This window comes from Arenimonas alkanexedens (genome assembly GCF_054781355.1).
In genome coordinates, this window is sequence record NZ_BAAGUO010000007.1 from 19,813 (window position 1) to 38,684 (window position 18,872).

Sequence of the window (18,872 nt, forward strand, 5' to 3'; positions counted from 1 at the left end):
GAGGGCGGCAAACCCCTGTTTTCGCAAAGGCTTTAGGTTTGACATGCCGCCGCCCGGGGCCTATTATTTCGCGCTTATGTCCGTGCCCCTGCCTCCCGTGCTTGATGCTTGGCGCATGGTCTCGGCCAAGCGTCGTTTCGAAGGCCGCCTGCCGCTGTCGGGGATGACCCGGCTGCGTGACGGTCTGGCAGATGCCGAAGGCGACTGCCGCTACGAGATGGAATTCGGCCGCGATGCCGTCCTCGACCTGCCTTTTGTCGAGCTGCGCATCGAGGCTGAGCTGCCGCTTCTTTGCCAGCGGACGCTCGAGCGCTTCGTGCACCCGGTCTCGGTGTTCCAGCGCCTGGGCCTGTTGACCGACGAAGCGCTGGAGTCGGCGCTGCCGGAAGACATGGAGCCGTTCCTGCTCGATGTTGGCGGCGAGATGCACCCGGCCGAGTTGGTCGAGGACGAACTGATCCTCGCCATCCCGGTGGTACCCATAGATCCGCGCTCGACGGAGGTTTCGGCCGAATGGCCCGCCCACGTCGAGGTAGAAGAAAAACCGAACCCTTTCGCCGCGCTCGCCGCGTTGAAGGCACACAAGAAGTAGTTGGAGATAGACCATGGCCGTCCAGAAATCCCGCGTCACCCCGTCCCGCCGCGGCCAGCGCCGCTCGCACGACGCCCTCAGCGCCAAGCTGCTGTCCACCGACGCGACCTCGGGTGAGACGCACATCCGTCACCACGTGACCAAGGACGGCTACTACCGTGGCAAGAAGGTCATCGAAGTGAAGTCGTCGGCGGTTTCCGAAGACTGATCCCGGGGCCCGCTGTCTGGCGGGCCGACCGATCCCGGTCGCTTTCGAAGCGATTGGACGTATGCTGAACGCGGCGGGCCTGGTCCCGCCGCGTGCTTTTGTGCTGGCCTGAGCCAGAGGGGATAAGGATGGCTGTTTTCTCGCGTATCGCCGGCACCGGCAGTGGCCTGCCGGAGAAGATCCTGACCAACAAGGATCTCGAGCAGTTCGTCGAAACCAGTGACGAGTGGATTGCCAGCCGCACCGGCATCCGCCAGCGCCACGTGGCCGCCGAGGGCGAGACCACCTGCGACCTGGCCCAGCGCGCCGCCATCGCCGCGATGGAAGCCGCCGGCGTAACCGCCGCCGACCTCGACATGATCGTCGTCGGCACCACCACGCCCGACCTGATCTTCCCGTCCACCGCCTGCCTGCTGCAGCATCGCCTGGGCGCCAACGGCTGCGCGGCGTTCGACGTCAATGCCGCTTGCTCGGGCTTCATCTACGCGCTCAGCGTGGCCGACAACTTCATTCGTGCCGGCAACGCCAAGACGGTGCTGGTGGTAGGCGCCGAAACGCTGACCCGCATGCTCGACTGGTCCGACCGCAACACCTGCGTGCTGTTCGGCGACGGCGCCGGTGCGGTCGTGCTCAAGGCCGACAGCGAAGCCGGCATCCTGTCGACCCACCTGCACGCCGACGGCGGCAAGAAAGAGCTGCTCTACAACCCGGTCGGTGTCTCGGTCGGCTTCAAGCCGGAAGAAAAGAACGCCGGCGTACGCGTCCTGATGTCGGGCAACGAAGTGTTCAAGCATGCCGTCAAGGCACTCGATGCGGTGGTCGACGAAACCCTGTCCGCCAACGGTCTGCAGAAGTCGGACCTCGACTGGCTGATTCCGCACCAGGCCAATCTGCGCATCATTGAAGCCACGGCCAAGCGTCTGGACATGCCGATGGACCGCGTCATCGTCACCGTGCACAAGCACGGCAACACCTCGGCCGGTTCGGTGCCGTTGGCGCTGGACGAGGCCGTGCGCTCGGGCAAGATCCAGCGCGGCCAGCTGATGCTGCTCGAGGCCTTCGGCGGCGGCTTCACCTGGGGTTCGGCGCTCATCCGCTACTGATGCGGTTCCGGTGAGACGGCGCGAAGCCGCCGGCTCACCCTACGCTTCGGTACAGACGCCCGGTGACCCGGCTCGCTTATCATGGCCGGCCAACGACCACCGGACTGCCCTGGATGAGCCAGACGCTTGCTTTCGTTTTCCCCGGACAGGGGTCGCAGTCGCTCGGCATGCTGGCCGATCTGGCGGCGGCGCATTCGGTCGTGCGCGCAAGCTTTGACGAAGCCTCGGAGGGTGCCGGCCTGGACCTCTGGGCGCTGTCGCAGCAGGGCCCCGAAGCCCAGCTCAACCAAACCGAATTCACCCAGCCCGCGCTGCTGGCCGCCGGCGTCGCGACCTGGCGCGCCTGGGAGGCCGCGGGTGGTCCGCGCCCGGCGCTGCTTGCCGGCCACAGCCTCGGCGAGTACGCCGCCCTGGTGGCCGCCGGCGTGATTGACCTGGCCGACGGCGCACGCCTGGTGCGCGAGCGCGGTCGCCTGATGCAGCTGGCGGTGCCGGCGGGCATCGGCGCGATGGCGGCGGTGCTGGGTGCCGAGGACGAGCAGGTCGCCGAAGCCTGCCGCCAGGCGAGCGGCGACGAGGTGGTGGTTCCGGCCAACTACAATTCGCCCGGACAGATCGTCATCGGCGGCCACGCTGCAGCGGTGGACCGCGCGATGGCTGCCCTGACCGCCCTGGGCGTGCGCAAGCTGGTGAAGCTGGCGGTTTCTGTGCCTTCGCACACCCCGTTGATGCGCGAAGCCGCCAATCGCCTAGGCGAAGTGATGACCGGCATGACCTGGCGCGAGCCGCGCCTGCCGGTCGTGCAGAACGTCGACGGCGAAGTGCACGAGGACGTGCAGGCGATCCGCGATGCGCTGGTGCGCCAGCTGTACTTGCCCGTGCGCTGGACAGACTGCGTGCAGTCGCTCGCCAGGCTGGGCGCTACCCGGGTAGCCGAGTGCGGCCCCGGCAAGGTGCTCGCCGGCCTGAGCAAGCGCATCGACAAGTCGCTCGACGCCCGCCCGCTGGGCATGCCCGCCGATTTCGACGCCGCCCTGGCGGAATGGTCGCACTGAGTCGTCCCAGACTCCTTATTCGAAGTTCCGGAGAATCAACGATGTCCGAAGTACTCAAGGGTGAAATAGCGCTGGTGACCGGCGCGAGCCGCGGCATCGGCGCGGCGATCGCCGCCGAGCTGGCCGCGCTGGGCGCGACCGTCATCGGCACCGCGACCACCGACGCCGGCGCCGCCGCCATCGGCGAACGGCTGGCCGGGCAGGGCGGTGCCGGGCGCAGGCTCGACGTCGCCAGCGCTGAGGATGTCGAGGCGGTGCTCGATGAAATCGGCAAGACCTTTGGACCCATTTCCATTCTGGTCAACAACGCCGGCATCACCCGCGACAACCTGCTCATGCGCATGAAGGAAGAGGACTGGCAGGCCATCCTCGACACCAACCTCAGCTCGGTGTTCCGCACCTCCAAGGCGGTGATGCGCGGCATGATGAAGGCGCGCAAGGGACGTATCGTCAACATCGCCTCGGTCATCGGCGTCACCGGCAACGCCGGCCAGGCCAACTACGCGGCAGCCAAGGCCGGCATCATCGCGTTCAGTAAATCCCTGGCCAAGGAAATCGGCAGTCGCGGCGTCACCGTCAACGTGGTCGCGCCCGGCTTCATCCAGACCGACATGACCAAGGACCTGCCCGAGGCCTCGCGCGAGGCGCTGGTAGGCCAGATCGCCCTGGGGCGGCTGGGCGAGCCGGAAGACATCGCCCGGGCGGTGGCCTTCCTGGCGGGTCCGGCGGCGGCCTACATCACCGGCGAAACCCTGCACGTCAACGGCGGCATGTACATGCCCTAACCCCTTGTCATGGCTGGATTTGCGATAGAATCCAGCCATAGCATCCCGACCGCGGCGCGACCGGCGCCCGCCGCGGCTTTGTTTTTCATTACAATGCGCCCGAAAACACACGCTCCGGGAGGAGAAGATTCATGAGCAGCATCGAAGAACGCGTCAAGAAAATCGTCATCGAGCAGTTGGGGCGGAAAGAAGAGGAAGTCACCGTGAACGCCTCGTTCGTGGACGACCTCGGCGCCGACTCGCTCGATACCGTGGAGCTGGTCATGGCCCTCGAGGAAGAGTTCGAGTGCGAGATTCCGGACGAAGAGGCTGAGAAGATCACCTCGGTCCAGCAGGCCATCGATTACATCAAGGCCCACGTCAAGGCCTGAGTGCCTTAGCGTTGACGACGCCAGGGCCGCGCTTGCGCGGCCCTGCGCGTTTGCGGCACCCGGCGGATACGCCGGCGCATGTGCGGCCCGGCCGCGCACCCTGAATCCATGCGGAGTTTCGCCATGAGTCATCGTCGCGTCGTCGTTACCGGCATGGGCATCGTCTCGCCCATCGGCAATTCCCTGGCCTCGAGCTGGGACAGCATCCAGGCCGGCCGTAGCGGCATTGGCCCCATCACCCATTTCGACGCCTCCGCCTATGCCACGCGCATCGCCGGCGAGGTGCGCGAGTTCGACGCCAAGTCCTTCCTGCCGCCTAAAGACGTCAAGAAGATGGATACCTTCATCCACTACGGCCTCGCCGCCTGCTTCCAGGCCATGGACGACGCCGAGCTGGAGGTCACGGAAGCCAATGCCGAGCGCATCGGCGCCATCATCGGCGCCGGCATCGGCGGCGTGCGCGGCATCGAGGAAACCGCGATCACCCTGCACGAAGGCGGTCCGCGCAAGGTTTCTCCCTTCTACGTGCCCAGCACCATCATCAACATGCTGCCGGGCCAGCTGACGATCATGAAGGGCCTCAAGGGCCCCAACTTCTCGGCGGTTTCGGCCTGCGCCACCGCCAACCATTCCATCGGCATCGCCATGCGCATGATCCAGTACGGCGACGCCGACATCATGGTCGCCGGCGGCGCCGAGCACGGCTGCACGCCAACGTCGGTCGGCGGTTTTTGCTCGATGAAGGCGATGTCCACCCGCAACGACGACCCGACGCGCGCGTCGCGACCCTGGGACCGGGACCGCGACGGCTTCGTGCTCGGTGACGGCGCCGGCATCCTGATCCTCGAGGAATACGAGCACGCCAAGGCCCGCGGAGCCCGCATCTATTGCGAGCTCGCCGGTTTCGGCGCCAGCTCCGACGCCTTCCACATGACCGCCCCGAGCGAGAACGGCGACGGCGCGGCACGCTGCATGCGCGCCGCCATGAGGGACGCCGGCATCAATGCCGACCAGGTGGGCTATCTCAACGCCCATGGCACCTCCACACCCCTGGGCGACCTCGGCGAGACGCTGGCGATCAAGGCCGCCTTCGGCGACCACGCCCGCGACATGATGGTCAGCTCGACCAAGTCCATGACCGGCCACCTGCTGGGTGCCGCCGGTGGCGTTGAAGCCGTGTTCTCGGTGATGGCCCTGCACACCGGCGTGATCCCGCCCACGATCAATCTCGACAACCCGGGCGAAGGCTGCGACCTCGACTACGTGGCCAACACCGCCCGCCAGAAGCAGGTGGACGTGGCGGTCTCGAATGGTTTCGGTTTCGGCGGCACCAACGGCACCCTGGTTTTCCGCAGGCTCTGAGCCTGCGCCGGGCAGTCCCGCGATGCTGATCCGCGAACTGCCGCCAGGCGCCGACCTGCTGCGCCTGCAGTCGGCCGATCCCGCGCGTTTCCCGCTGCTGCTCGAAAGCGTGGCGGGCGGCAACGCGCTCTCGCGCTGGGACCTGCTGCTGGCCACGACGGGCGAGGGGCTTCGACTCGACGCCGACGGCACAACCCGGCGCCTGGACGGTCGGCCGGTAGCCGGTGATTTCCTCTCGGCACTAGACGCTGACTGGCGCGCCGCCGCGCTGCCGGGCAACGACGACAGGCTGCCCTTCCAGGGCGGCTGGGCGATTTTCCTGGCCTATGAACTGGCGGCCCAGATCGAGCCCAGCCTGTCGCTGCCGCCGGCGCCGGGGCCGCTGCCGGTCGCGCTCGCGCTGCGCTGTCCGGCGGCCGTGCTGCGTGACCGCGGCAACGGCCGCTGCCTGGCGGTGTGCGAGCCGGGCGCCGAGGCCTTGCTGGACCTGCCGGAGCTCGGTCGCGCGCCGGATGCCGCGGGTTTCGCGCCGCCGGAGCTGTTCGAGGATGCCCCCGAACGTTTCCTGGCCGGCGTCGCCCGCATCCACGACTACCTGTGCGCGGGTGACGTGTTCCAGGTCAACCTCTCGCGAGCCTGGCGCGCCGGCTTCGCGCAGGCTCCCGATCCCGCCGATGTCTATGCCCGCCTGCGCGAGGCCAATCCGGCGCCGTTTGCCGGGCTGCTGCGCTGGGGCGATGCCGCACTGCTCAGCTCCTCGCCCGAGCGGCTGGTGTCGGTGCGCGGCGGTCGCGCCGAAACCCGGCCGATCGCCGGCACCCGGCCACGCTTCCCCGGCGACGACGACGCCGCCCGAATCCGCGACCTGGTCGGCAATCCCAAGGAGCGCGCCGAGCACGTGATGCTGATCGACCTGGAGCGCAACGACCTGGGCCGCGTCTGCCGTCCGGGCACGGTACGCGTGGACGAGTTGATGAGCGTGGAAAGCTACGCCCACGTCCATCACATCGTGTCCAACGTCGGCGGCGAACTGCGCGAGGGCGTGACGCCGGCTGACGTGATCCGCGCGGTCTTCCCGGGCGGCACCATCACCGGCGCGCCCAAGGTGCGCTGCATGCAGATCATCGCCGAGCTCGAAGGCGAGGGTCGCGGCGTTTACACCGGCGCGCTGGGCTACCTGGGCCGCAACGGTGACCTTGACCTCAACATCCTGATTCGCAGCGCCTGGCTGCAGGGTCGCGAGCTGCAGTTCCGCACGGGGGCCGGCATCGTGGTCGACTCCGACGCCGGACACGAGCTCGAGGAAACCCGCGCCAAGGCCCGCGGCTTGCTGCGTGCCCTCGGAGCCGTCGGGTGAACGCGCCCGACGCCAGGGTGTATCGCGGCCAGGCGCGTGTGACCGCACTGGACCCGGCTGATCGCGGCCTCGCCTACGGCGACGGTCTGTTCGAAACGATCCGCGTGCATGCGCGGCGACCGGTCTGGTGGCGCGCGCACTGGCTGCGTCTGGCCGAAGGCGCCAAGCGACTCGGCCTGCCCGCGCCAGACCCGCGCTGGTTGGCCGCTGAAGTGGACGCGCTGCTGGCCGGCCAGGCCCCGTCCGGGGTGCTGAAGGTGATCCTGACGCGCGGCGCCGGCAGCCGCGGCTATCGCATAGGGGAGGCCATGGCGCCGACCCTGGTGCTTTCCTGGCACCCGCTAGCGCCGGCATCCGAAGGTCCGCTGGTGCTGCGCTGGTGCAGCCTGCGCATGGCGCTCCAGCCGGCGCTGGCGGGCATCAAGCACCTCAACCGGCTCGAGCAGGTGCTGGCGCGTGCGGAATGGTGCGACGACGCGATCCACGAGGGCCTGCTGCTCGACAGCGCCGGGCGCGTGGCCTGCGCCACGGCCGCGAACCTCTTCGCGCGCATCAAGGGCCGCTGGCTGACGCCGAAGCTGGACGAGTGCGGCGTCGCCGGCATCGCCCGCGGCTGGGTGCTGGCGAATGCACCCGACGCCGAAGAGGCCGAGCTGTGGCCGGCGGACATTGAAAACGCCGAGTCGCTTTTCCTGTGCAATGCGGTGCGGGGTATCCTGCCCGTCGGTCGCCTGGCTCACCACGCCTGGGCACCGCACCCGGCACTGGAGATCCTCCAGCGCCAACTGGGCCGGGCTGAGCCGGCATTCCAAGGGAGCTAGGTTTTGGCGAAGAAGCAGTCCTCGCATCGTGTCCTGAAAGCGGCGTTCGCGCTGGCGCTGCTGGCCATCGTCGCCGTTGGCGGCTGGCTGTGGCAGCGCTATCAGGGCTTCGCCGATACGCCGATCGCGCTGGCGGGTGCCGAGCGCATCCTGGTGGTCGAGCGCGGTGACGGCTTCCAGGACATCCTGGGCAAGCTGCGCGAACTTGGCGTGGCCGAAGGCCACGACCTGGAGTGGAAGGCGCTGGCGCACGAGATGCAGGTGATCGCTCGGCTTCAGGTCGGCGACTACAGCATCCGCCACGGCATCACGCCGCGCCAGCTGCTGACCCGCATTGAAAGCGGCAAGGTGATCCAGCACCGATTTACCCTGGTCGAGGGCTGGAGCTTCCGCGAGCTGCGCGCCGCGATGGCCAATGAGTCAGTGATGGTGCAGACCCTGCCCGAGCTGGACGACGAGGCCGTGATGGCTGCGCTCGAGCGCGCCGGCCAGCATCCCGAGGGTCGTTTCCTGCCCGAGACGTATCACTACACCCGCGGCGCCAGCGACATCGACCTGCTCCGCCGCGCCGCGCTGGCGATGGACAAGGCGGTGGCCGATGCCTGGGAGGCGCGCGCCGCCGGCATTCCGATCGAGACGCCCGAACAACTGCTGGTGCTGGCCTCGATCATCGAGAAGGAAACCGGCAAGGCCTCCGAGCGCCCCGAGATCGCGGGTGTGTTCAGCCGCCGGCTCAAGCTGGGTATGCGGCTGCAGACGGATCCGACCGTGATCTACGGCATGGGCAGCCGCTATGCCGGCAATATCCGCCGCAGCGACCTGACCACCGACACGCCCTACAACACCTACACCCGCGCCGGCCTGCCGCCTACGCCGATTGCCATGCCGGGCCGGGAGGCGCTGATGGCGGCGGCCAATCCGTCCGAAGGCAACACGCTGTACTTCGTTTCGCGCGGCGACGGCAGTCACGTGTTCTCGGCAACGCTTGTCGAGCACAACCGCGCGGTCAACTGCCACCAGCGAAAGCGCTGCCAATGAACACGCCCGGTCTGTTCATCAGCATCGAAGGCGGGGAGGGCGCGGGCAAGTCCACGGTCATCACCGCGCTGCGCGAAGCGCTGGCCGCCACCGGTCGCGAGGTCGTGCTCACCCGCGAACCCGGCGGCACGCCCGAGGGCGAGGCGATCCGTGCGCTGCTGCTCGATCCCGGCAACCACCTCGCCGCCGAGGCCGAACTGCTGCTGATGTTCGCTTCGCGCGCGCAGCTGGTGCGGCAGGTGATCCAGCCAGCCCTGGAGCGTGGCGCCGTAGTTGTGGCCGATCGTTTCACCGACGCCAGCTTCGCCTACCAGGGCGGCGGCCGTGGTCTGGACATGGGCTGCATCGCCGAACTGGAGCGCTGGGCCGCGGGAATCAGGCCGGACCTGACGCTGCTGCTCGACGTGGGCGTTGCCCAGGGTCTGGCCCGTGCCCGTGCCCGCGGCGGTGATCCTGACCGGATCGAGCGAGAGCGCGAGGATTTCTTCGAGCGCGTGCGCGCCACGTACCTGGCGCGCGCTGCTGCCGAGCCCGGGCGGTTCCGCGTGGTCGACGCCAGCCAGCCGGTGCAGGCGGTGCGCGACAGCGTGCAATCGCTGCTCGGCCACTGGTTGGGGCAGGCGAGGTGAGCGCGCTCGCGCCCTGGCAGCAGCGTGCGCTCGATGGCGCGCTGGCCGCGTACGCTGAGGGGCGGCTGGGACACGCGCTACTGTTCGACGGCGCGGCGCGGATGGGCAAGCTCGCGGTGGCCGAGCACCTAGCGGCGCGACTGCTCTGCACCCGCCCCGATGCACAGGGCCTGGCCTGCGGCCGATGCCGCGGCTGCCAGCTGATGTCGGCGGGCACCCACCCTGATTTTAAACTCGTCAGCTTTATTCCCAACGACAAGGGCGACAAGCTGCGCAGTGAAATCGTCGTGGAACAGATGCGCTCGCTGGGTCATTGGTTCTCGCTGACGCCGCAGATGGGGGGTGCCCAGGTCGCGCTGATCACGCCCGCGCACGCGATGAATATCAACGCGTCCAACGCGCTGCTAAAAACGCTCGAGGAACCTTCGCGTTCGCGCTATCTGCTGCTGGTTACCGACCATGCGGGCCGGCTGCCGGCCACCATCCGCAGCCGCTGCCAGCAGCTGGTCTTCCGACCGCCGCCGCGCGCCGAGGCCGAAGCCTGGCTGCGCGCCCAGGGCCACGACGGGGAGCGCCTGAGCGCAGCGCTGGAGGCGGCTCGGGGTCATCCGGGCGTGGCGGCGGAGTGGCTGGAGCAGGGTGGCATGGCGCTTAGGGCCGAAGTGCAGACCGAACTCAACGGCCTGGCCGCCGGTCGGCAGGCACCGGTGGCGCTAGCCCAGCGCTGGCTGGCAGACGGCCAGGCCGAGCTGCGCATGCGCTTCGCGGCCGAACTGGTGCTCGACGGCCTGGCCCGTCACCTGGGCGCCACCGGCGCCTCCGGCTTGACCCTGCCGGCGGAAATCCAGAAGCTGGCGACCTGGTTCGACGCCATCAATCGCGCCCGCGCACAACTTTCGCTGCCGGCGCTCCGACACGACCTGGCGCTGGCCGGTCTGCTGGTGGAATGGCGTAGCATGTTCAAAGACACGGCAATGCAGGGAGCTCGGCGATGATGGGTGGTGCAGGCGCAAGGCAGGGCATCCTTTCCCTGGCGATCAAGGACAAGGCGGCGCTCTATAACGCCTACATGCCGTTCGTGAAAGGCGGCGGCATCTTCGTGCCGACCGCGAAGCGTTACGCCCTGGGCGACGAGGTGTTCATCCTGCTGTCGCTGATGGAAGAAAAAGATCGTTTGCCGGTGGCCGGCAAGGTGGTCTGGATCACGCCCGCCGGGGCGCAGGGCAACCGCGGTGCCGGTATCGGCGTGCAGTTCGCCGAGACCGCCGAAGCCGATGCGGTGAAGGGCAAGATCGAGACCTTCCTGGCCGGCACGCTCGAAGCCGACAAGCCGACCCACACGATGTAGGTTCGGCCTGGCCTAGATCCCGAAAGCCCCGCCCAGGCGGGGCTTTCGCGTTCCGGGCCTCAGCCCATAGTGGGGTTACGGTGGACTGGCAGCCCGCCACGATGCGGCCGTAAGTATCCCGGTCGCCGCGGGCGGCGGCCGGAAGATGGGTATCAATCAGGGAATCGAGGATGTCGGTACTCATGGCGCACTCCTGGGGAATTCAAACCCAGGGACGCGTCGGCGCGACGGATGTGACCGTCGCGCCGGGCCGGCATCAGAGGCAGTTCTTCCGGAGCGCCAGCAGGTCGGTGGCGCGCGACTCGTTCCAGCTGCCGGTGAGCGGCGGCACGAACGTTGCCGTGACGCCGATCTGGGTCAGGCCGCGACGGCCGTCCTGGTTGACGCCGAAGGAGCGGGTGAGCTGGCCGACGGCCACCGGGACCACCGGCATGACGCCGCAGGTGGGGCAGAAGCCGGTCAGCTGACCGATCGGCAGGCTTGCGCCAGCTTCCGGCCAGGTCTTGTTGCCGATGAGCCAGCGGGCGATGCCCTGGCCGTCATACATGTAGGACGTGTAGACCTCCTGGTCCACTTCGAACTGGGCGCTGTAGCCGAAGCCGGGGAGGCTGGGCGAGTACCAGTGACCGGTGGCGTCGAGCGGTTGGCCCGCCAGGACCGGGCAGCCGGTGCTGCCGCCCAGTCGCGCCATCGGTTCGCTGCCGGCCTCGCCGTCGATGTTGTAGGAGAACTCCATTTCGTTGACCGACACCGGCGTTACCACCAGGTTGCCGATCTGGGTCTCGGTACCGTTGCTGCCGTTCCAGCCGATGCGGAAGATCGGCGCGTTCCACACGCCGCTGGGCCCGGGTGCCGCCGCCTGGCTGTAGTACCAGGTCGGCGTGCCGTCATCGAGATAGGTGTACCAGACCGAAATCCACTGGTTTCCGGCGAAGTCCAGGAAGATGCCGTGGCCCGGACGCAGCGGGTTGTAGTACTGGCCGCTCTGGAAGGCCGGTGCCGCCGACTGGGTGTCGATTCGCGCGGACACCGTGGCGTTGGCGTAGTTGAGGCTGCCACTGCTGGCGCGGCCGAGGCCAATCGTCCAGCGCTCCGCGCCCACGGCGCCCAGGCTGCGGGTGATGACGATTTCCTTGGTGGTCGCGCTGCCGGTATCGCTGACCGCTACGGCGTTGCGATTGAGGCCGGCGCCGATCAGTGACTGGGTGGCGATGGCGCGCGGCGCCGCGGGGGTCGCGTAGAGGTCGATGTCCGCCGTGGAAACCACCCGCACCCGCGCCGTGTTGGCATGCGGTGGCAGCACAAAATGCAGCCGGCTTTCATTGAAGTCGCGGGAAGAGCCCCAGGCCGGCACCGCCATCGTCACCGGCGCGTTGTCACCCAGCACCAGGGGCGCCGGCATGATGTCGCGCAGGCTCAGCTGCATCTGGCGGGTCGCGACCACGATGCCCGGTGAGGACTGCACCTGCACCTGCACGGTGAACGTGGTGACCGCCGGGGCCTGCAGGCCATCCCAGGCCAGGCGTGCGACCAGGTTGGCGCCCGGCGCCGCGCGGGTCGGGCCAGTCACCCGGAAGTTGCCGGCCACGCTGGCGCTGCTGATGACCCAGCGGGCATTGGTCAGGGCCGGCAGGCCGGAGAAGGGAATATCGAGGTAGCCACGATTGCTGACGATCTGGCGAGCATCCTCGTCGGCCGGCTTCATCCACGCGGCGACCATCGGGATGGTCTCGGTGAGGCTGCGGGCGGCATCGGCGTCCACCAGCCCGCAGGGCAGGTTGTCGCATTCCGGGATGGAGGCCAGCGGGGTCGAGTAAACGTTGGCGGCGCGCTGGCGGCCCGTGCCGTAGGCCATCACCGTGCTGAAGCCATTCTGTCCCGCGGGGGTGACGCGATAGCCATGGGCGTAGGTGTGGGCACCCGTGCGGTTGTTGTTGCTGGTTTCGATGTCATGCGCCTGGCCAAGGTTGTGGCCGATCTCGTGGGCGATGGTGGTAGCCAGGCAGAAGAAGCCTCCATCACTGCCGTGGTTGGCGTTGAAGTAGCCGGTGTTCTGCGCGAACGGAATGCTGGAGGCGCGGTTGTTGCCGCCGTTGACGTAGCCCACGCCGCAGCTGCCGGACTCCTCGTCGAGGAAGCGACGTACCAGGCCGACCAGGTCGGCGCCGTGGCGATGCCGCAGCGTGTTGAGCTGGGGGCCGATCGGGTGTGCATTCGGACCATTCCAAGTGCGCATCCGGTCCAGCGTGTCGCTGTTCGAGCCGGTGTCGGGATAATCGATGCGCGGTGTCGCCACCAGCCGGAAATTGGCCGCTATGCCGGCATTGGCCAGGGACTGGTTACCGAGCGCGATGCGGTTCTGCAGCAGTACGCGCGTCTCGAGATCGCCGCCGATGTAGGCGGCCAGGCCAGGCGTGTAGGCCAGCAGGATATCAACCTGGTTGGGATTGGCCTGGGTGCTTGCCCCCGGCTGCGGGACATACGCCTTCTGCGCCGCCAGCAGCTCGGCGGTATCCGGGAACACCATGTCGTCCACCTGCAGGTTGGAACGCTGGCCTTCGTCCACCGCCAGGTCTTCCATCAGGCGCGGCTGGCCACCCACGGTCTCGAAGTGCAGCAGGCTGCCGTCGGCGCGGGGTGCCTGGCCAAATACCGCATTGCCGCCAAACGTGAGCACGGCTTCAAAGCCGGGGCTGTCGCCGGGACGACGGCCATGCCAGGTGACGATGCCGTTGCCGTGGTCGGTGTGCGACAGGTATTCGAACTCGAGCTCGCCGCCCTCCGCGTCCGGCAGCAGCAGGCGCGCGCCGGGTGCGCTGGCGCGCTCGAGGCTTTTGGTGTCGAACGACAGCGGGCGCATGCGCAGCAGACCGTCGTACTCCACGCGCTCACCGAGCTTGAACAGGCGCGCGCCGCCCTTGCCGTCGGTGGCTGCCAGCGGCGGCGAACTCGGAATGATCGCGAGCGCGATCGCCAGGGACAGGCTGGGAAGCAGGACGTTGCGCATGCGCGGGTGACTCCGGGGCACAGGGACTGCCCCGATAATGTCACGCGGTGGGATGCCCCTCAAGACATCGCCAACACGCTTTCATCACGCCAGAAGCGCGCGCAACAGCAGTCCGCCACCCACGATCACGACGATGAACAACAGCGCCATGCGGACCCGCGACATCCGGGCCGCGGTTCCCTGCGTGGCGGGGTCGCGGAAGTTCAGGTGTTCGGGCAGGTAGCTGGCATCACGCGTGGCCTCGAGCAAGCCGCCGGCGTGGAGGATTTCACGGGCTTGCTTGAAGTCATCGGGCTTGAGAACCCACAGCGATGGCTGCTGGCTGGGGTCGTGGTTCTTCGCGCTGTAGCTGAACTCGCGGCGGCTCACGCCCTTCCAGCTGCGGCCCTGGCTGACCTTGGTCTCGATGCCGGCGCTGTTGAGCATGGCTTCAACGCGCTCGACGTTTTCCAGTCGTACGGACGTGAATATCTGGCGCATCAGCGTGCCTCCTGGGTTTCGGGCAGGACGCGGATCAGTCCCTCCTGCGCAGTGGATACGACCAGCCGTCCGTCACGCGTGTAGATCTGACCGCGGGACAGGCCGCGCGCGCCCTGGGCGCTGGGGCTGTCGATGGAATAGAGCAACCAGTCGTCGGCGCGACAGGGGCGGTGGAACCACATGGCATGGTCGAGCGAGGCCATCTGCACGTTCGGCTGGTAGTAGCTGATGCCGTGCGGGAAGGTGGCGGTGCCGAGCAGGTGGAAGTCGGACGCGTAGGCCAGCAGGGCCTGATGCAGCACCGGTGAATCGCCGACCTCACCGTTGAGCTTGAACCAGACCTGTTGGAAGGGCGGGCGTTTGGGCGGCCGCAGTTCGTCGCGCGGGTAGACCGGACGGATTTCAAACGGGCCCATGCGCGAAAGCCAGCGCTGTGCCTTAGGCGGCAGCTGCGCGAGCTGTTCAGGCGTGGGCGCCGGCAGCGGCTCGATGTCCTCGGGCCGCGGCACTTCCGGCATCGAAAGCTGGTGCTCGTGGCCGGGTTCGGGTTCCTGGAACGAGGACGCGAACACGAAGATCGGCTTGCCGTGCTGGATGGCGGTAACGCGCCGCACCGAGAAGCTGTTGCCGTCGCGCGAGCGATCGACGTCGTAGACGATCGGGTGCTCGACGTCGCCGGCACGCAGGAAGTAGGCGTGGATCGAGTGCACGTGGCGATTGCCGTCCAGCGTCTGCTGGGCCGCGGACAGCGCCTGCCCCAGCACCTGGCCGCCGAAGACGTACTTGGTGCCGATGTCGCGGCTCTGGCCGCGGAACAGGTTGTCCTCGAGGCGTTCGAGGCGAAGCAGGTCGACCAGTTCGGCGGCGACGGATGCGGTCATGGCAACTCCGGGATTCAGCCGGCGATTATAGCCGCCGGGGAGCCCGGACCCCGACTCAGGGACGGATCCGGACCAAAGGCACCGCATCGAGCACCCGCGACCAGGGGAAGCGGGGGCCTGGGTCGCGCTTGCGGAACACCAGGGCTTCGAGGCTGTCGCTCGAAACCACGCGGGTCTGGTCCAGGTCCTCGTGGCCGGCGATGAACTCCAGCGCGGGCAGGTTTGCCATCAGCTGAGCCAACAGTGCCACCAGCGCGTCCATCTGGGCATCGGTATAGGGTTCGTCCATGGCCTGGCGGCGTGAGTCGAGCCAGTCTGGATAGCGGCCGGCGTTCACCAGTTCGATGCCGATCGAACGCTCGTTGTAGCCGCGGGTGTGGTGGGCGACGCGTTCGGGCGGCACGAAGCCGTGCAGGCTGCCGTCGCGATCAATGTAGTAGTGGCCGCTGTTGCCGGTGCCGGTGTCGTACAGCACGCGCTCGCCGTATTCGCGCGCTTTGTCGAGGTCGGGAAGTTCAGTGCAGTGGATGACGACCAGGTCGACGTGGGACAGCGCGCGCGTCGCCAGTCGGGGCGCGTAAGGCAGCGGCCAGAGCTTGATTTCTGCGGCCGTGGAGGGCTGGTCGGTCATGGCCGCATGCTAACATCGCGCCCATTCCGGAGCCTTCCCTGATGCCTTTTCCCGCCGATTCTGCGCTTGGCGCCCTGATGGCCACGCTGCCGCGCCCCGGCCAGGTTCAATGGATCGGCCTTCGGCCGGCCCGCGACGTGGCCATGGTCCCCGTGCCCCGGGTCGAGGTCGTCGCCGGCAAAGGCCTGGTGGGCGATCGCTACAAAAGCGGCAGCGGCAAGCGCGGCATTACTCTGATTCAAGCCGAACACCTGCCGGTGGTGGCGGCCCTTTGCGACCTGGCCGAGCTTCAGCCCGCGACCCTGCGGCGCAACGTGGTCGTGTCCGGACTGCCGGTGGTGGCCTTGAAGGGTCGCCGGTTCCGGATCGGCAGCGCGGTGTTCGAGGGCACCGCCGACTGCGATCCCTGTTCGCGCATGGAGGCGGCGCTCGGCCCAGGTGGCTACAACGCCATGCGCCAACACGGCGGGCTATGTGCCCGCGTCCTAAGCTCGGGCAGCTTCGGGCTCGGCGACGCGGTCGAACCCCTGGCGGCGGACGCGGCGTCGTGACTGGCCACGTCATCATTTCCCACGGCCTCGAAAGCGGGCCGGATGCGAGCAAGGCCAGCGCGCTGGGCCGGGTGGCGCGCGAGCTCGGCTGGACCCACGAGCGGCCCGACTACCTCGACCTCGACAAGCTGGGTCCGCTGGGCGACGTCGAGGGCCGGATCCGGCGGCTCGCCGCGCGTGCCCACCTGTGCACGCGCAAACCGCTGGTGCTGGCCGGTTCGAGCATGGGCGCCTTCATATCCGCACGTGTTTCGCGCGAGCTGCCGGTGGCCGGCCTGTTCCTGATGGCGCCGCCGATCGAACTCGACGTCGCGCCGCATCAACTGCAGGCGGCGATGGTGCCAACCCGTATCGTGCACGGCTGGGAGGACGAGTTGATCCCGGCCCTGGACGTCGTGCGTTGGGCACAGCGACGCCAGGACACGCTGGTGCTGGTGCCCGACAGTCATCGACTGGCCGCTCACGTTGAGTTCTGTGCCGAAGAGTTCGGTCGCTTCCTGCAGGTGCTTGCCTCATGAAATTCTTCGTTGCCTGCGCCAAGGGTCTGGAATACCTGCTCGCCGACGAGCTGGTCGCGCTGGGCGCCGCCAAATCCACCGCGGCGCTCGCCGGCGCCAACGCCGAAGGTGAACCGGAAGCGGCTTACCGCGCAGTGATGCATTCGCGCCTGGCCAGCCGGGTGCTGTGGCCGCTGGCCGAATTCGACTGCGCCAATGAAAACGATCTCTACCAAGGCGTGCACGCCATTGACTGGCCGGCGCACCTGGATCCCGAGGGAACGCTGGCGTTTGACGCCCATGTCTCCGGGCCGGCGCTCACGCACGAGCGCTATGCCGCGCAGCGCGCCAAGGACGCCGTGGTTGACCGCATGCGCGCCGCGCACGGCGTGCGACCGTCGGTGGACACCGAGGCACCGGACCTGCGGATCAGCCTGGTGGTTCGCAAGGGCAAAGCGATCGTCTCGGTTGACCTGGGCGGTGGACCGATGCATCGCCGGGGCTGGCGTCAGTCGCAGGGCGAGGCCCCGCTGAAGGAAAACCTGGCCGCCGCCATGCTGTTGCGCGGGCATTGGCCCAAGCTGTACGCGGACGGCGGTGCCTTGCTCGACCCGATGTGCGGCAGCGGCACCCTGCTGATCGAAGGCGCGCTGATGGCCGCCGACGTCGCGCCGGGCCTGCATCGCCTGCAGGGTGCGCTGCCGACGCGTTGGCGCGGCTTCGACGAAGCGCTGTGGCAGGGCATCGAGGCCGAGGCGCGTGAACGCGCCAACGCCGGGCGGGCGGCACTGCGGCCGGTGTTTTTCGGCGCCGATCTGGATCCCGCGGCCCTGCATTCCGCGGTGGCCAATGCCGATCGCGCCGGCCTGGCCGAGCTGATCCGCTTCGATCGCGCGGCGATCGGCGCACTCAAGGCGCCCGGCCCCGAGCGCGGGCTGGTGGTATGCAATCCGCCCTACGACGCGCGCCTGGCCGCCGATGCCGCGCTGTATCGCGAACTGGGCGACGCCCTGCGCGGCGCCGTGCCCGACTGGCGCGCGGTCCTGCTGTGCGGCTCCGACGAGTTGGCCCTAGCGACCGGCCTGCGCGCCGCCAAGCGCTACGCGTTCTTCAACGGTGCGCTTGAATGCGCGCTGCTGGTCAGCGACCCCGTGCAGCCGCCGGCGCGCGCGCCGCGTGAAGCCAAGCCGCTGTCGGACGGCGCACAGATGGTCGCCAACCGGCTGCGCAAGAACCTCAAGCGCTTCAAGTCCTGGCGTGAACGCGAGGGCGTGGCGGCCTGGCGTGCCTACGACGCCGACCTGCCGGAATACTCGGCGGCCGTGGACGTCTACCAGGAGGCCGCAGGCGAACAGCGCTGCTTCGTGCACGTGCAGGAATACGAGGCGCCCTCGACCATTCCCGAGGCCGACAGCCGCCGTCGTTTTGGCGAGCTGCTGGACGCGGTCCGGGAGGTATTCGCGGTGCCTTCGGCGCAGGTGTCGATCAAGACCCGTGCCCGCGGCAAGGGCGGCAGCAAATACGGACGCATGGACCGTCGCGACGAATTCGTGGCGGTGCGCGAAGGGCAGGCGACGCTGTTGGTGAACCTGTTTGACTATCTGGATACCGGCCTGTTCCTGGACCATCGCCCGGTGCGCCTGCGCATCGGCCGTGAATCGGCCGGCAAGCGCATGCTCAATCTGTTTGCCTACACCGGCGCCGCCAGCGTGCATGCGGCGGTGGGCGGTGCGGCGAGCACCACCAGCGTGGATTTGTCCGGCACGTATCTGGAATGGGCCGGCCGCAACCTTGCGCTCAATCAGGCCTCCGGACGCAAGCACCAGCTGGTACAGGCCGACGCCATGGCCTGGCTGCTGGCCGACCGCGGCGAGTACGACCTTATTTTCTGCGACCCGCCGACCTTCTCGAATTCGGCGCGGGCCGAGGACTTCGATACCCAACGCGACCATCTGCGCTTGCTGCGCGCCTGCGTGGCGCGGCTGGCGCCGGGCGGGCTGCTGCTGTTCTCGAACAACTATCGTCGCTTCCGCCTGGACGAGGCCGGGGTGGCGGAGTTCGCCAGCTGCGTGGAAATCAGCGCGAAGACGATCGATCCGGATTTCGAGCGCAACCCACGCATCCACCGCTGCTGGGAACTGCGCCGGGCCTGAGGC

The 18,872-nt window shown here is 68.4% G+C and carries 20 protein-coding genes; 16 read left to right on the forward strand and 4 right to left on the reverse strand.

Translation table 11 applies throughout. The annotated features are described in order from the left end of the window. Positions 1-76 precede the first annotated feature (76 nt). From ACYVGY_RS12225 to ACYVGY_RS12285, 13 genes are all read left to right on the forward strand, one after another. Entirely contained in the window at positions 77-592 is a 516-nt protein-coding gene (locus ACYVGY_RS12225) for a YceD family protein (RefSeq protein WP_460457773.1), read from the forward strand. 13 nt (positions 593-605) lie between these two features. Then, entirely contained in the window at positions 606-800 is a 195-nt protein-coding gene (rpmF, locus tag ACYVGY_RS12230; protein WP_460457774.1) for a 50S ribosomal protein L32, read from the forward strand. Positions 801-928: 128 nt separating this feature from the next. Then, the gene (locus tag ACYVGY_RS12235) at positions 929-1,903 is read left to right on the forward strand and encodes a beta-ketoacyl-ACP synthase III (protein ID WP_460457775.1); all 975 of its coding nucleotides are present in this window, start codon (positions 929-931) and stop codon (positions 1,901-1,903) included. Positions 1,904-2,016: 113 nt separating this feature from the next. Next, positions 2,017-2,958: an ACP S-malonyltransferase gene (gene fabD, locus ACYVGY_RS12240; protein ID WP_460457776.1), complete on the forward strand. Its 942-nt coding sequence runs from the start codon at positions 2,017-2,019 to the stop codon at positions 2,956-2,958. Between the two features lie 41 nt (positions 2,959-2,999). After that, entirely contained in the window at positions 3,000-3,743 is a 744-nt protein-coding gene (fabG, locus tag ACYVGY_RS12245; RefSeq protein ID WP_460457777.1) for a 3-oxoacyl-ACP reductase FabG, read from the forward strand. A gap of 131 nt (positions 3,744-3,874) precedes the next feature. Further along, positions 3,875-4,114 (forward strand): acyl carrier protein, encoded by a 240-nt coding sequence (acpP, locus tag ACYVGY_RS12250; protein ID WP_460457778.1) that lies wholly within the window; start codon positions 3,875-3,877, stop codon positions 4,112-4,114. Between the two features lie 123 nt (positions 4,115-4,237). Beyond that, positions 4,238-5,476, forward strand: coding sequence for a beta-ketoacyl-ACP synthase II (gene fabF, locus ACYVGY_RS12255; RefSeq protein WP_460457779.1), 1,239 nt, complete (start codon positions 4,238-4,240; stop codon positions 5,474-5,476). Between the two features lie 22 nt (positions 5,477-5,498). Next, positions 5,499-6,833, forward strand: a complete 1,335-nt coding sequence (locus ACYVGY_RS12260) for an aminodeoxychorismate synthase component I (protein WP_460457780.1) — start codon at positions 5,499-5,501, stop codon at positions 6,831-6,833. Further along, a complete protein-coding gene (gene pabC, locus ACYVGY_RS12265; RefSeq protein ID WP_460457781.1) occupies positions 6,830-7,654 on the forward strand; it encodes an aminodeoxychorismate lyase in 825 nt (274 codons plus the stop codon). The genes ACYVGY_RS12260 and pabC overlap by 4 nt, the downstream gene beginning before the upstream one ends. Before the next feature lie 3 nt (positions 7,655-7,657). Further along, complete coding sequence (gene mltG, locus ACYVGY_RS12270) at positions 7,658-8,692, forward strand: endolytic transglycosylase MltG (protein ID WP_460457782.1); 1,035 nt, start codon at positions 7,658-7,660, stop codon at positions 8,690-8,692. Next, positions 8,689-9,321: a dTMP kinase gene (gene tmk / locus ACYVGY_RS12275; protein ID WP_460457783.1), complete on the forward strand. Its 633-nt coding sequence runs from the start codon at positions 8,689-8,691 to the stop codon at positions 9,319-9,321. The genes mltG and tmk overlap by 4 nt, the downstream gene beginning before the upstream one ends. Then, complete coding sequence (locus ACYVGY_RS12280) at positions 9,318-10,316, forward strand: DNA polymerase III subunit delta' (RefSeq protein WP_460457784.1); 999 nt, start codon at positions 9,318-9,320, stop codon at positions 10,314-10,316. Before tmk ends, ACYVGY_RS12280 begins: the two co-directional genes overlap by 4 nt. After that, complete coding sequence (locus tag ACYVGY_RS12285; protein WP_460457850.1) at positions 10,316-10,669, forward strand: PilZ domain-containing protein; 354 nt, start codon at positions 10,316-10,318, stop codon at positions 10,667-10,669. Before ACYVGY_RS12280 ends, ACYVGY_RS12285 begins: the two co-directional genes overlap by 1 nt. A 256-nt stretch (positions 10,670-10,925) precedes the next feature. Here the strand turns inward: ACYVGY_RS12285 and ACYVGY_RS12290 are convergent, their stop codons facing one another. The 4 genes from ACYVGY_RS12290 to ACYVGY_RS12305 all read right to left on the reverse strand — a co-directional run bounded on the left by ACYVGY_RS12290 (position 10,926) and on the right by ACYVGY_RS12305 (position 15,668). Next, complete coding sequence (locus ACYVGY_RS12290) at positions 10,926-13,676, reverse strand: M12 family metallo-peptidase (RefSeq protein WP_460457785.1); 2,751 nt, start codon at positions 13,674-13,676, stop codon at positions 10,926-10,928. 84 nt (positions 13,677-13,760) lie between these two features. Next, positions 13,761-14,156 (reverse strand): hypothetical protein, encoded by a 396-nt coding sequence (locus tag ACYVGY_RS12295; protein WP_460457786.1) that lies wholly within the window; start codon positions 14,154-14,156, stop codon positions 13,761-13,763. Continuing rightward, positions 14,156-15,037: an acyl-CoA thioesterase II gene (gene tesB / locus ACYVGY_RS12300; protein WP_460457787.1), complete on the reverse strand. Its 882-nt coding sequence runs from the start codon at positions 15,035-15,037 to the stop codon at positions 14,156-14,158. Before tesB ends, ACYVGY_RS12295 begins: the two co-directional genes overlap by 1 nt. Positions 15,038-15,092: 55 nt before the next feature. After that, positions 15,093-15,668, reverse strand: coding sequence for an N-acetylmuramoyl-L-alanine amidase (locus ACYVGY_RS12305; protein ID WP_460457788.1), 576 nt, complete (start codon positions 15,666-15,668; stop codon positions 15,093-15,095). 41 nt (positions 15,669-15,709) lie between these two features. Between ACYVGY_RS12305 and ACYVGY_RS12310 the strand changes: the two genes are divergently transcribed. The 3 genes from ACYVGY_RS12310 to rlmKL are packed head-to-tail and all read left to right on the forward strand — an operon-like array spanning position 15,710 to position 18,869. Further along, on the forward strand, positions 15,710-16,219 hold the full coding sequence (locus tag ACYVGY_RS12310) for an MOSC domain-containing protein (protein ID WP_460457789.1): 510 nt from the start codon (positions 15,710-15,712) through the stop codon (positions 16,217-16,219). Next, on the forward strand, positions 16,216-16,737 hold the full coding sequence (locus ACYVGY_RS12315; protein ID WP_460457790.1) for an alpha/beta hydrolase: 522 nt from the start codon (positions 16,216-16,218) through the stop codon (positions 16,735-16,737). The genes ACYVGY_RS12310 and ACYVGY_RS12315 overlap by 4 nt, the downstream gene beginning before the upstream one ends. Then, entirely contained in the window at positions 16,734-18,869 is a 2,136-nt protein-coding gene (gene rlmKL, locus ACYVGY_RS12320) for a bifunctional 23S rRNA (guanine(2069)-N(7))-methyltransferase RlmK/23S rRNA (guanine(2445)-N(2))-methyltransferase RlmL (RefSeq protein WP_460457791.1), read from the forward strand. Before ACYVGY_RS12315 ends, rlmKL begins: the two co-directional genes overlap by 4 nt. Positions 18,870-18,872: the final 3 nt, after the last annotated feature.